The organism is Microbacterium sp. (assembly GCF_030149085.1).
Taxonomy (GTDB): domain Bacteria; phylum Actinomycetota; class Actinomycetes; order Actinomycetales; family Microbacteriaceae; genus Microbacterium.
This window is the reverse complement of sequence record NZ_JASBSF010000054.1, coordinates 1-12,662: the sequence shown is the minus strand read 5'-3', so window position 1 is coordinate 12,662 and position 12,662 is coordinate 1. Positions and strand designations below refer to the sequence as shown.

Sequence of the window (12,662 nt, the reverse complement as noted above, 5' to 3'; positions counted from 1 at the left end):
GCCCGGGTCCGATGAGTGGCTCGCGATCGATCCGACCAACGACCAGTGGGCGAACGACCGCTACGTCACGGTGGCGTGGGGCCGGGACTACGGCGATGTCTCCCCGGTCAAGGGCATCATCTTCACCACCGCGAAGCGTTCGACCCTGCGCGTCTCAGTCGACGTCGCCCCCGCCCCCTGATCTCCGCCCCGCCCGAGCACCCGCCCCGCCCGACTGCCCATGCCGTGTCGCAACGGCGCAGACTGTGCGCGACACCCCGGCATCCAGCCCCCTCCGCCCGGCGCGCCGCCGAATCCGTGCGCCGTTGCGACATTCGCACGAGAGTGAATCGCGCGAGCGCAACCCCTCCGGAGATGACTCGTTCGTGTGCGAGGATTCGCCCGTGAAGTCCTACACGTGCCGGGTCTGCGGCAATCGCCTGTTCTTCGAGAACTCCGTCTGCGTCTCGTGCGAGACGCCCCTCGGCTACTCGCGCGCCGAGCGAGACATCGTGCCGCTCGACGGCGACGATCGCACCTACACGGACGCCCGGGGTGCCGTCTGGCACGTGTGCGCGAACCTCGGGCTCTCGGGATGCACATGGCTCACGACGGATGCCGGTGGCCTGTGTTTCAGCTGCGGCCTGACCCGCACCCGGCCCAACGACGCTGACCTCAAGGGGATCTCGAACTACGCTCCCGCGGAGCGGGCCAAACGTCACCTCATCGCGGAGCTCGACGAGCTCGGCATCCCGATTCTCGATCGCACCGAGGACCCTCGCGGGATCGCCTTCGACCTGCTGTCGAGCGTCGCGGAACCGGTCACGATCGGGCACGCTGACGGCGTCGTCACGATCGACCTCGCCGAGGCCGAGGACGCGCACCGCGAAAAGGTACGCGCGATGCTCGACGAGCCATACCGCACGATGCTCGGTCACTTCCGGCACGAGATCGGGCACTACTACGAGTCTTTCCTGGTCACGGATGACGACACTCGCGCCCGGGCGCGGGAGCTCTTCGGTGACGAGACCGAGGACTATCAAGCAGCGATCGATCGCCATTACGCCGAGGGTGCTCCCGCGGATTGGCAACAGCACTTCATTTCGCAGTACGCGACGATGCACCCGTGGGAGGACTTCGCCGAAACCTGGGCCCACTACCTGCACATCAGCGACAGCATCCAGACCGCCGAAGAATTCGGCCTGCTCCGCCCCGCATCGACCGCATCGTTCCGCGAGCGAGTCACCAAGACCTGGATGCCGCTGTCGACCGCTCTGAACATGATGAACCGGTCGATGGGCTACGACGATCTCTACCCGTTCGTGCTGTCCACACCCGTACTCGACAAACTCGAGTTCGTCGCGGAGCTTGCGGCAGTCTCCGCAGCGCCCGGATCAGCCGAGGACTCGGCGGCACCGGAGAGCTGACCGGCGCTGGCGTGTCGCTAACTCCTCGATCTCGGCGCGAGGACGCCGCTCTCCCGCTCCTGCGGCGGCTGTACGACACCGATCATGCTGAGTTCGCCACCGGCGACCCTGGCTAGCGTGATGCGCGCGAGCGCCGGCGAACGTGGTCGAGAACCATGAGGGCAAGCCCGGCGGTCAGCAGAGCCGCCGGCATCCCCCAGGACGGCGGCGCGGAGGCTCCGGTGTCGGGTAGCCGGGTCGAGGTGGGACTCGGGGTAGGCGTCGGGGTGGGAGTGGGCGTCGGGTGTGCGAACGTGTCGGTGACCGTCGCCGACACCGTGGAGTTCGCCACAGCAACAACGGATCCCGGAACCGTCGTGGTGGAGGTCAGCACCGCACCGGCGGTGTGCCCGTCGGCGGTCTGCGTGACGGTGCACGTTGCGCCGGCGGGCACAGCCGACAGGGTCACCACCCGGGTCGTTCCCGCCGGGGTGCCGGCGGCGAGCGTTCCCGAACTCTCGACGACCGTCGTTCCGTCATCGCACCGCGCCGTCACCGAGATGGCTCCCTGCAGGCCGGCGGCCGCACCGGTGACTGTCACGTCGGCGGCGAACCGGCCGGCGGCCATCGGCGTGATCGCCGCGTTGGCGCGGATCGGGATCGTGGCTTGTGCGGCGAGGATCAGCTTCTGGGCGCTCGTGCGTCCGGGATTCCCGCCGTCGTACAGGAACACGTTTCCGGCCTCGACGGTCTGGGATGTCTCCAGGCTGAATCCTTCATCGGCGACCGTCGCGGCGTAGCGAGCCCAGAGCGACGAGCCCTGCGCGACCGAGGAGCCGTCGGGGACGGGGACAGTGCCAGCGGCATCCGAGAACACATCGATGCCCCGCGTCGAGAGCGTCGAAGAGCTCACCGACCCACCGATCGCGAACGGCCCCACCACGTCACCGGTCGTGGGCGCCGTGGCAGTGTCGGGTGTGATGGTCAGAGTGGGAAGCGGCGGCGCGGGGGTCGCTCCCCCGGAGAGGGCAGCCTGGGTTGCCGCCACGATCGCCGCGATCGCATCGTGCTGCGCGAGGTAGCCGAATCGCGGCACGACGAACTGATCGGTGAAGTACCAGATCGCACCCTGCACGGCTGCTACCTTCTCGGCATCCGTCGACAGCGCCGGCGCTCCAGGCACCACCGGATAGTAGTTGTTGAGGATGTAGGTGACGTAGTCGAGGTTCGGGACGTTCGCCGAAGACCAGTCGCCGAGTTCATAGTGCACACCGATCTCGGTCTCAGTGGCCAGATCGATGCAGTAGGTGAGGATGTCGCCCGGGCTGCTCGAGCTCGGGTCGTTGAGCACGATCTGAGCCGTCGAGAACGTCCTGCCGGTGCCGGTGATCGTCGTCGGGTAGGGCGTCTGCGGGTCGGTGATCGCCGTCTCCTAGGCTCCGAACCGGCCGCCCTGGTGCCGCATCGCGACGACCGTGGCTTCGGTCGAAGCCCGCGGGGGATCGCTGACGCCGGGGCCGGTTCCGGGCTCCGCGAGGGCGGGTGCGGCGCCGATGCCGACGAGGAACGCGGTGAGAAGAGTCGCGGCGAGGACGGTTGGGGTGGTACGCATGGGATCCTCCGTACGTCACTCTCGCACGTCCGCGCTCACATGTGTGCGCTCCGCGTCACCCGCTCACCCGGTCTCGCCCCTCACCCAGCGTCAGGCTCACCGTCGTAGTAGTCCACGGCGTCGTCGTCACGGAAGAGCATCGTGGGGCGGGCGGTCGTGTACGCCATCGTCTTTCGCGAGTCCGGGTAGCCGATCACGTCCTGTTCGGATGTCGTGTCCAGGTCGACGTACCGGAGCGGCTCACCGCCGGTAGCCGTCATCCGGTGCGCGCCCGCCGGCCCGGGTGGAAAGACGACGACCTCCCCCGGGCCGATGTCGAATTCAGCACCCGGGGTACGCACCCGACCCGTTCCCGACAGGATGACGTAGGCCTCGGTGACGCCAGCGTGCCAGTGATATGGATAGGCCGACTGACCCGGCGGGATCTCCATGAATGAGACCTGTAGCTGAGTGCCCTCTTTGGGAACAACGACGTGCTTGGCGAACGTGAACCGTCCACGGTCGCCGTGCCGGGCCTCGAAATCGTCCTGCCGTCCGTGCACCACCTGGTCGAATGCCATGGTCGCTCCTTTGCTCACCGTCACGGTACTCCCTCGGGGCGGCGCCGCCCGGTTCGTCTGTCAACTCGCTGGGGCAGCCCCGTTCGCGTCGACGTTCTGTGTCGGGGCCGGGACGAACCCCGCGATGCACAGCGTCGCTAACTCCTAAAGATCGGGCCACCTACCGTGGCCGCAGGCGCCCCGCGCAGCATCCGTCGCCCGTTCTGAGGAGTTCGCTGCGGGCTGGGACCGAGACCGCCCCGGATGTCGGTGGGGCGGGCGAAGATAGGGGGATGGCGGATGTGCTCGAGAGATTCGGTCCTGCCACGCAGGATTGGTTCCGCGGCGCATTCACCGCACCGACCCCGGCCCAATCCGGCGCGTGGAAGGCGATCTCGGCGGGTCGCCACGCACTCGTGGTCGCACCGACCGGGTCCGGCAAGACGCTCTCGGCATTCCTGTGGGCCATCGACCGTGTGTTCCGGGAGAAGGCTGAAACCCCGCAGGATGCCGCGGGCACCCGCATCCTCTACATCTCACCGCTCAAGGCTCTCGGTGTCGACGTGGAACGAAACCTCCGCTCGCCGCTGGTCGGCATCGACCAGTCAGCCCGCCGACGCGGGCTGAGCCTCCCCGGGGTCTCGGTCGGCGTCCGCTCCGGAGACACCCCGTCGACGGAGCGCCGCAAGCTCGTCGCGACGCCGCCCGACATCCTGATCACGACCCCCGAGTCGCTCTACCTCATGCTCACGAGCCAGGCGGGCCGCACGCTCACGGGCGTCCACACGGTGATCGTCGACGAGGTCCACGCCGTGGCCGCGACCAAACGCGGCGCGCACCTGGCCCTCAGCCTCGAGCGCCTGGACGCCATGATCCGCGCCGAGAGGCCGGATGCGGCATCCGTGCAGCGCATCGGCCTATCGGCGACGGTGCGACCGATCGACGAGGTTGCCCGGTTCCTCGGGGGCGCAGCCCCGGTCGAGATCGTCGCGCCGCCGGCATCCAAAACCTTCGAGATGCGGGTCACGGTCCCGGTCGAAGACATGCTCAACCCACCGCCGGCCGCGGCATCCACCACGGGTGGGCCAGGCGTGCGGTCGACGGATGCCACAGCACCGACCTCCGGGCAAGGCGAGGACTGGTTCGCCCCCTCGGGCGGAGCTGCCGCGCGCCCCGAGAACACGGAAATGACCGGATCGGTCTGGCCGCATGTCGAAGAGGCGATCGTCGACCGGGTCCTCGAGCACCGCTCGACGATCGTCTTCGCCAACTCTCGGCGCCTGGCGGAGCGCCTCACCGCGAGACTCAACGAGATCTACGCCGAGCGGCTCGGTATCGACCTCCCCGAACCGTCGATCACGGCAGCGATGCCCGCGCAGAGCGGCCAGACCGCGGGGGCTGAGCCCGTGCTAGCTAAGGCACACCACGGCTCCGTCTCGAAGGAGCAACGCGCCCTCGTCGAAGAGGAACTCAAGTCCGGCATACTGCGCTGCGTCGTCGCCACGAGCAGTCTCGAGCTCGGCATCGACATGGGAGCCGTCGACCTCGTCATCCAGGTCGAGGCGCCGCCGAGCGCGGCATCCGGTCTGCAGCGCATCGGCCGCGCGGGACACCAGGTCGGCGAGATCAGCCGCGCGTCGCTTTTTCCCAAGCACCGCTCCGATGTGCTGCACACCGCGATCGTGACCGAACGGATGCTCGCAGGCCAGATCGAGGCGATCCAGGTGCCGCAGAACCCGCTCGACATCCTCGCTCAGCAGACCGTGGCGGCGGCGGCGCTCGCACCGCTCCACGTCGAGGAGTGGTTCGAGACCGTCAAGCGCAGCGCGCCGTTTCGCGCGCTGCCTCGGTCGGCGTTCGAAGCCACCCTCGACCTGCTCGCGGGAAGGTTCCCCTCGGACGAGTTCGCCGAGCTGCGCCCGCGCGTCGTCTGGGATCGGGATGCCGGAACCCTCACCGGCCGCCCCGGCGCCCAGCGCATCGCCGTCACAAGCGGTGGGACGATCCCCGACCGCGGGATGTTCGGCGTCTTTGTCGCGGGCGAGAGCCAGAACGCCCGCGTGGGCGAACTCGACGAAGAGATGGTCTACGAGTCGCGCGTGAACGACGTCTTCACGCTCGGCACGACGAGTTGGCGCATCGTCGAGATCACCCACGATCGCGTCAACGTCCTTCCCGCCTACGGCCAACCGGGCCGCGTCCCGTTCTGGCACGGCGACGGGATCGGCAGGCCCGCGGAACTCGGCGAGGCACTTGGCGCCTTCACTCGGGAGATCGCCACCGCGACACCGCCTGCCGCCGACGCGCGGCTGACCGATGCCGGACTCGACGCGAATGCGAAGACCAATCTGCTCGCGTACCTTGCTGAACAGCGCGAAGCCACCGGGACATTGCCGACCGATCGAAGCCTCACTGTCGAACGTGGCCGCGACGAGGTCGGCGATTGGCGGGTCATTCTTCATTCCCCCTACGGCATGCAAGTGCATGCGCCGTGGGCACTCGCCGTCAACGCGAGGATCCGAGAGCGGCTCGGCGTCGAGGGGTCGGCGGTCGCAAGCGACGATGGCATCATCGCGCGCGTTCCCGACACCACGGGCGAGCCGCCGGGCGCCGAGCTCTTCGTGTTCGACGCGGATGAGCTCGAACCGCTCATCACGCAGGAGGTCGGCGGCTCTGCGCTGTTCGCGTCACGCTTCCGCGAATGCGCCGCGAGGGCGCTCCTCATGCCCCGCACCAATCCGAACCGCCGCAGCCCCCTGTGGCAGCAGCGGCAACGGTCAGCCCAGCTGCTCGAGGTAGCCCGGCGGCATCCGACGTTCCCCGTGATCCTCGAGACGCTACGCGAAGTCCTGCAGGACGTGTACGACGTTCCCGCTCTGCTGCGGATCGTCCGTTCGATCGCCGACCGCCGCATCCGTCTCATCGAGGTCGAGACGCCGCAGCCCTCACCCTTCGCCCGCGACCTGCTGTTCGGATATGTCGGTGCGTTCATGTACGAGGGGGATTCCCCGCTCGCCGAGCGTCGGGCCGCCGCCCTCGCCGTTGACCCTGCCCTGTTGGCGGAGCTGCTCGGCACGGTCGAGATGCGGGAGCTCCTCGACCCCGACGTCATCGCCCAGTTCGAAGCCGAGGTGCAGCACCTCGCGCCGGATCGCCGGGTCCGCGGGCTCGAGGGCGTGGCCGACCTGCTGCGTCTGCTCGGACCGCTGTCTGCGCCAGAAGTAGCCGAGAGGCTGCAGGCGGCACCCGGTACCCCCACCGAGACGGAAGCTGCTGACGTCGAGGGGCCCGGACCCGCCGCCCCGGTTCCCGAAGCATCCACCCACCTCGACGCACTCGTCGCCAGCCGGCGCGCGATCGGGATCACGATCGCCGGCGTCGAACGGGTGGCAGCCATCGAAGACACCGGTCGCCTGCGCGACGCCCTCGGCATTCCGCTGCCCGTCGGCATCCCCGTCGCGTTCCTCGAACCGGTCGCCGATCCCCTCGGTGACCTGGTAGCCCGTCACGCCCGCACCCACGGACCGTTCACGACGGATGCTGTCGCCGAACGCCTGGGCATCGGGACCGCGGTCGCACGGCTGACACTGCAGCGGCTCGAGGCGCAGGGTCGCATCACGAGCGGATACTTCCTGCCCGCCTCGTCTGCGCTCGACGGCGGCGAGAACGAATGGTGCGACTCCGAGGTGCTGCGCCGGCTGCGGATGCGCTCGCTCGCGGCGATCCGAGGAAGCATCGAACCCGTGCCACAGGCTGCGCTCGCCCGGTTCCTGCCCGCCTGGCAGCACCTGACCCGGCCGCTCGAGGGCATCGACGGCGTGCTCGCGGTGATCGAGCAACTCGCCGGGGTTCCGATTCCCGCGAGCGCCTGGGAGTCGCTCGTCCTGCCGAGCCGCGTTCGCGACTATCGTGCGGCGCTGCTTGACGAGCTCACCGCCACGGGAGAGGTCATCTGGTCGGGGCACGGGGCCCTCCCCGGGCGCGACGGCTGGATCGCGCTGCATCCCGCCGACACCGTCGCCTTGAGCCTTCCCACTCGAGCCGACGACATCGCCGCCGAGTCGCTCGAGGCACGCATCCTTGATGCTCTCGCCGGCGGCGGGGCTTACTTCGCGGGGCAGCTTCGCGCCCTCACTGACGCCGCGAACGAGCAGTCGGTCATCGAGGCGCTCTGGGCGCTGGCGTGGGCGGGCCGGGTCACGAATGACACGTTCGCGCCGGTGCGCGGGCTGCTCTCCGGTGGGTCCCAGGCGCACCGCAGCGCACGGCGTGCCCCCCGTGCGCGGATGTTCCGCGGGTCGGCCATCTCTGCCACGATCCCCCGCCCGGCCGCGAACAGCTCGCGTGGGGGCGCTGGCGGGAGCGGTGCGCGAGCGAGCGGCCGGTGGTCGCTTCTTCCCGAGCCCGAGCCAGACGCCACGGTCCGCGCTGCCGCGATCGCCGGCATCCTGCTCGACCGCTACGGGGTCGTTACCCGCGGCCCTGTCCAAAGCGAGGCGGTCCCGGGCGGCTTTGCGCAGGTGTACCGCACCCTCGCGGATGCCGAACGCGCCGGCCACTGTCGACGGGGATACCTCGTCGAAAGGCTCGGCGGGGCCCAGTTCGCGGCATCCGCGACCGTCGACCGCTTGCGCGAGTTCTCGGCGATCACCGACCCCGCCCCGCGCACGGCGATCACCCTCGCTGCCACCGACCCCGCGAATGCGTACGGTGCCGCTCTCGCGTGGCCGAGCCTCGAGGGCGTCGGACATCGCCCGGGTCGCAAGGCGGGAGCTCTCGTGACGCTCGTCGACGGCGAGCTCGTGCTGTACCTCGAGCGCGGTGGCAAGTCGGCCCTCCTCTTCAGCGCCGACGACGAAGCGGTGACGGCAGCGACAGCCGACCTCGCAGCGACGGCCCGCACGCGGCACCTCGATACCCTGACCGTCGAGCAGGTGAACGGTGACCCGATCTTCGGAACGGCGTTCGCCCGGGCGCTGCGCGAAGCAGGCTTCGTCGAAACCCCGCGCGGCCTCACTCTGCGTAAGGCGTCGGGGTCGCCGCATGCCTGAGGGCGACACCGTCTTTCGTGCAGCGCGAATGCTGGATGCGGCACTCGCGGGCGGCACGGTGACGCGATTCGACCTGCGGGTGCCGCAGTTGGCTACCGCTGACCTCACGGGAGAACAGGTCCACGCGGTCGTGCCGCGCGGAAAGCACCTGCTCGCACGCATCGGGCCATGGACGCTGCACTCGCACCTCAAGATGGAGGGCGAATGGCAGGTGTACCGCCCCGGTGAGCGTTGGCGGGCGCCGGCTTTTCGAGCACGGGCAATCGTCGGAACGACGGATGCCGAAGCTGTCGGTTTCGACCTCGCCGAGATCGCCCTTGTTCCCACGGATCGCGAGAACGAGCTCGTCGGCTACCTCGGGTCCGACCCCCTCAGCGACGGCTGGGACCTCGACGAAGCGGCCAGGCGGGTGGGTGCGGACCCGCGGGAGATCCACGTCGCAGTGCTCGACCAACGCAACGTCGCAGGGTTTGGAAACGTGTACGCGAACGAGATGCTGTTCGTGCGCGGCATCCACCCCGCGGCTCCGGGCACGCAGGTCGACGCGCGTGGCCTGCTGGAGGTCGGCACGCGAATGATCCGCGCGAACCGCGACCGCGTCGAGCGCACGTTCACGGGCGTCGACCGGAGGGGAGAGCGGATGTGGGTGTACGGCCGCGAGAGAAGGCCATGCCGTCGATGCGGAACGCCGATTCTCGCCAGCGCACTGGGCGCCGACGCCACGCGGGAACGGAACGTCTTCTGGTGCCCGCGCTGCCAAACCTGACGCGCACGACGCCGGCGGCGGCCGCGCTCTCAGTGCCCGATGTACCGTCCCGGGCGGTGGTTCATCGCCAGCACGAGGTTCAGTACGACAGCGCCCAGACCGCTCAGCACCACGTTGGGCCACGGCACCACCAGCAGCGCCGCGGCAACGATGATGACATCGAAGATCATCTGGGTCCATCCGGCGCGGAACCCCCACCGGTCCTGCACGATGAGCGCGACGATGTTGATCCCACCGAGGCTCGCTCGGTGTCGGAACAAGATCAGCAGACCCACTCCGGCCAGAAGGTTCCCGCCGAGGGTCCCGTAGATCGGGTTGAGGTCATCGATGGAGAAGAGTGCGTGGTGCACCACCGACCAGCCCGAGACCATGGCGATCGCAATGACAGTTCGGATCGTGAAGCTCCAGCCGCGCTGCCACACCGCCAGCACGGCGAAGGGCAGATTGATGAGCAGGAACAGCATCCAGAACGGCAACCCGGATGCGTACTGGATCAGCAGCGCGAGTCCTGCCGTGCCGCCGGTAACGGCCTCCGAGGACTGCAACAGGTAGAGCCCCAGTGATGCGGTGAAGGTACCGGTGAGGATGCCGAGCACGTCCTCCGCCGGCGAGTGTGCGGTGGCACGTTCGTCGAATACGAGGGTGCGGGTGGCCTCTGGAGCAGGGTGCGAGGACTGATCCGGGGTCTCCGAAGTCGTGTCATGCGCGTCGCCGAGATCGTCGGTTGGCATGCCTTCCATTCTCTGCCAATCCGATGTCGGGACCGTTCCGAAGAGATGTCAAGCCGGGAGACGACGAACCCGAGATCCGGCACCATTGCCGCTACAGAGAATTCAGCGGCAAGCGGATGCAGGGGAATGAATCTCCGTACCACGGCGTTGGGGATCGTACTGGGGCCGAACGGCCCCGTGGAGGAGATCGTGGGCAAGAACTACGTCGACATCGAGAACGACCACGGCGAGACACTGCGGTATCGCAAACACGCCAATGGCCGAGGACTCATCGCGCACGGGGCCAAGGTGCATCCGACCGCGATCGTCGAGGCCGGGGCGTATGTCGAACCGGGAGTTCAGATCGCTGCGGGCGCCCGGATCGGCCGCGGTGTGTGGATCGAGTCGGATGCGTTGATCGGTCCGGAGGTCGTGGTTGCGCCGCACGCGCACATCGGCCCGGGAGCGGCGGTCGGCGCCGGCTCGAAGATCGGCATCCGCACCGTCATCGGCGCTCACGCGCGCGTCGCCGTCGGCTCATTGCTCGGTGACGACGAGACCGTCGGAGAGAACGAGCGGGTCGCCACCGACCGTCGCGGCCTTCGCCTCGCGGCCTGACCCGGCCCCGCGCGGCCTTCGCCTCGCCGCCTGAATCGAGCCGACTGCTGCCGTGGCGCCTGGCGCCGTCGCGGTAGCCTGACGGAATGGCCAGGCGCGACCGATCTTCCCGATCACGGGATGCGCCGCAGGCGCACTCAGGCCCGCCGCCAGCTGAGGTATTCCGTCTCGGCGCTGTACCCGGGGCGACCCCGGGAAAGTGGATCTCGCTCTGGCGAGAGCGGATGCCGCGCACGCGGCTCGAGCTCGAAGAGATCGCTCCGACTTCGCAGCGCGATCAGTTGCTGGCAGGAGCCGTTGACGCAGCCCTCGTTCGACTCCCGATCGACAAGACCGACCTTCACGCCATTTCGCTCTACGACGAGGTGCCGGTCGTGGTGTTCTCGAGTGACTCGAGCCTGTCGGTGGCGGAGGAGCTTGCCCCCGAGGACCTGGCGGGCGAGGTGCTCATCGTCCCGGAGGATGACGTCCTGCAGCCGGCAGTCCCGGGAACGATCGCACCCCGTTTCGCGGCCCCGGCAGACACGAAGGCGGCTGTCGAACTGGCTGCCACGGGTGTCGGCATCCTGATCGTCCCGATGTCACTCGCGCGGCTGCATCACCGCAAAGACGTTGCGTACCGGCCCCTCTCGGGCGGCCCCGTCTCGAGCGTCGCGCTGGCGTGGGTAGCCGAGCGCACGACGCCCGAGGTCGAGGCGTTCGTCGGCATCGTGCGCGGTCGCAGCGTCAATTCCTCCCGCTCGTAGCCAGACGGCTCAGGTGGCACCCTGGGGTGGATGCCGCGCAAGCTCGACGCGCTCGCGAACGTAGCTCTCGGCATCCATGAACCCGCCAGCGGTGCTCCAGCGCACCCGGAGCTGACCGTCGATTACGGCCAGGGGCCCGACATCCACGGATGCCACTTCGCCGATCAGTGAAACATCGAGCCGTTGCCATCCAAGATGCACAGCTACGCCAGGCAGGATGCCGCCCCGAAACGCCGCTTCGGCCAGTCCCGCCCGGGCACGCTGGGACTCCGCGGTGTATCCGCGGCGGGCAGGCTCACGGGATCGCACGATCTCGCCGGTTGCGTAGAGGTGCTCCGACCCGAGCAGGAGGACGCCGAGGTGCCACACCTCGTCGCGGAGGACGACCCGTGGCGAGCGCGGGATACCCAGCATCCGTGGTGTCACGACCTCGCCGAGCAACTCTCGGGGTGCGCCCGCGAGTTCGGCTCGCGCCCACGAGAGAAGGCCGGGAAGGTCAGCTGGTTGCACGGGTCTAGGCCGCGTCATCCAGCTCTGCGGGCACGCGGCTGACGCGCTCACCCCGCAAGAGCATCCCGACGAGCGGGTAGATGAGCACCGACAGCATGCCGCCGGTGACGAACAGCGCGGCCTGCGCCGACGTGAGGAGGTTCTCGTCGACGCCGATCGCGGTGACGGCAACGATGATCGGCAGCCCCGTCGCGCCCAGCAGGCCGAGCGCAACCCGGTCTCGAACACTGGATCCGGGCGGCGCGACGAGCATCGACGGAAGTCCGCGCACGACCAGGAGCGCCAGCAGCACGACCGGCACGAACAACAGCAGGGCGGGGCTTTCGAGCAGCGCCGCGAGGTCGAAGGTGACGCCGGTGTAGATGAAGAAGATGGGCACGAGGAACCCGAAGGCGATGCCCTCGATCTTGCTCTCGACAGCCTCGCGATTCTCGTCGGATGCGTCGCGCATCATGAGCTGCCACACGATTCCTGCGGTGAAGGCGCCGAGCAGGATGTCGAGGTCGAGCGCGATACTCAGCGCGAGCAACCCTCCGAGGATCAGGAACACCACACGGATCTCGTACTGCCCCGACGTGTGCAGCGTCGCACTCACGACGCGGTGCATCATGCCGTGCGGGATGCGGAAAGCCAACCAGATCGCGAGCCCGGCGACCACCAGGAAGGCGGCCAGAACGATCGAGGCAACCCCGGGATCGCGTCCGCCGAGGAAGACGGAGATCGCG

Annotated in this window: 11 protein-coding genes and 1 pseudogene; 6 read left to right on the top strand and 6 right to left on the bottom strand. The window is 68.9% G+C overall.

The window, feature by feature from the left end:
• Together Q1V87_RS02205 and Q1V87_RS02200 are read left to right on the top strand one after the other, a co-directional pair.
• A pseudogene (locus Q1V87_RS02205) lies at positions 1 to 181 on the top strand (transglutaminase family protein); the annotation flags it as partial.
• A 202-nt stretch (positions 182 to 383) separates the two neighbouring features.
• Complete coding sequence (locus Q1V87_RS02200) at positions 384 to 1,406, top strand: putative zinc-binding metallopeptidase (RefSeq protein WP_300590666.1); 1,023 nt, start codon at positions 384 to 386, stop codon at positions 1,404 to 1,406.
• Between the two features lie 112 nt (positions 1,407 to 1,518).
• Here Q1V87_RS02200 and Q1V87_RS02195 read toward each other — a convergent pair whose 3' ends face one another.
• The 3 genes from Q1V87_RS02195 to Q1V87_RS02185 all read right to left on the bottom strand — a co-directional run bounded on the left by Q1V87_RS02195 (position 1,519) and on the right by Q1V87_RS02185 (position 3,557).
• The gene (locus Q1V87_RS02195; protein ID WP_300590664.1) at positions 1,519 to 2,736 is read right to left on the bottom strand and encodes a thioester domain-containing protein; all 1,218 of its coding nucleotides are present in this window, start codon (positions 2,734 to 2,736) and stop codon (positions 1,519 to 1,521) included.
• 81 nt (positions 2,737 to 2,817) lie between these two features.
• Entirely contained in the window at positions 2,818 to 2,997 is a 180-nt protein-coding gene (locus tag Q1V87_RS02190) for a hypothetical protein (RefSeq protein WP_300590663.1), read from the bottom strand.
• Positions 2,998 to 3,077: 80 nt separating this feature from the next.
• Positions 3,078 to 3,557 (bottom strand): cupin domain-containing protein, encoded by a 480-nt coding sequence (locus tag Q1V87_RS02185; RefSeq protein WP_228177378.1) that lies wholly within the window; start codon positions 3,555 to 3,557, stop codon positions 3,078 to 3,080.
• 272 nt (positions 3,558 to 3,829) lie between these two features.
• On the opposite strand from Q1V87_RS02185, the gene Q1V87_RS02180 reads away from it, so the two are divergent.
• The gene (locus Q1V87_RS02180; RefSeq protein ID WP_300590661.1) at positions 3,830 to 8,587 is read left to right on the top strand and encodes an ATP-dependent helicase; all 4,758 of its coding nucleotides are present in this window, start codon (positions 3,830 to 3,832) and stop codon (positions 8,585 to 8,587) included.
• A complete protein-coding gene (locus Q1V87_RS02175; protein ID WP_300590660.1) occupies positions 8,580 to 9,353 on the top strand; it encodes a DNA-formamidopyrimidine glycosylase family protein in 774 nt (257 codons plus the stop codon). Before Q1V87_RS02180 ends, Q1V87_RS02175 begins: the two co-directional genes overlap by 8 nt.
• A 29-nt stretch (positions 9,354 to 9,382) precedes the next feature.
• On the opposite strand, the gene Q1V87_RS02170 is transcribed toward Q1V87_RS02175, so the two are convergent.
• The gene (locus tag Q1V87_RS02170) at positions 9,383 to 10,084 is read right to left on the bottom strand and encodes a YitT family protein (protein WP_300590659.1); all 702 of its coding nucleotides are present in this window, start codon (positions 10,082 to 10,084) and stop codon (positions 9,383 to 9,385) included.
• A 126-nt stretch (positions 10,085 to 10,210) separates the two neighbouring features.
• Between Q1V87_RS02170 and Q1V87_RS02165 the strand changes: the two genes are divergently transcribed.
• Both Q1V87_RS02165 and Q1V87_RS02160 read left to right on the top strand, forming a co-directional pair.
• A complete protein-coding gene (locus tag Q1V87_RS02165; RefSeq protein WP_300590658.1) occupies positions 10,211 to 10,681 on the top strand; it encodes a transferase in 471 nt (156 codons plus the stop codon).
• 86 nt (positions 10,682 to 10,767) lie between these two features.
• Complete coding sequence (locus Q1V87_RS02160; protein ID WP_300590657.1) at positions 10,768 to 11,427, top strand: LysR family substrate-binding domain-containing protein; 660 nt, start codon at positions 10,768 to 10,770, stop codon at positions 11,425 to 11,427.
• Between the two features lie 9 nt (positions 11,428 to 11,436).
• Here Q1V87_RS02160 and Q1V87_RS02155 read toward each other — a convergent pair whose 3' ends face one another.
• Together Q1V87_RS02155 and Q1V87_RS02150 are read right to left on the bottom strand one after the other, a co-directional pair.
• Positions 11,437 to 11,937, bottom strand: coding sequence for a glutaminase (locus tag Q1V87_RS02155; RefSeq protein ID WP_300590656.1), 501 nt, complete (start codon positions 11,935 to 11,937; stop codon positions 11,437 to 11,439).
• A gap of 4 nt (positions 11,938 to 11,941) precedes the next feature.
• Positions 11,942 to 12,662, bottom strand: a 721-nt coding sequence (locus Q1V87_RS02150; protein ID WP_300590655.1) for a cation:proton antiporter, incomplete at its 5' end; no start/stop codon positions are given.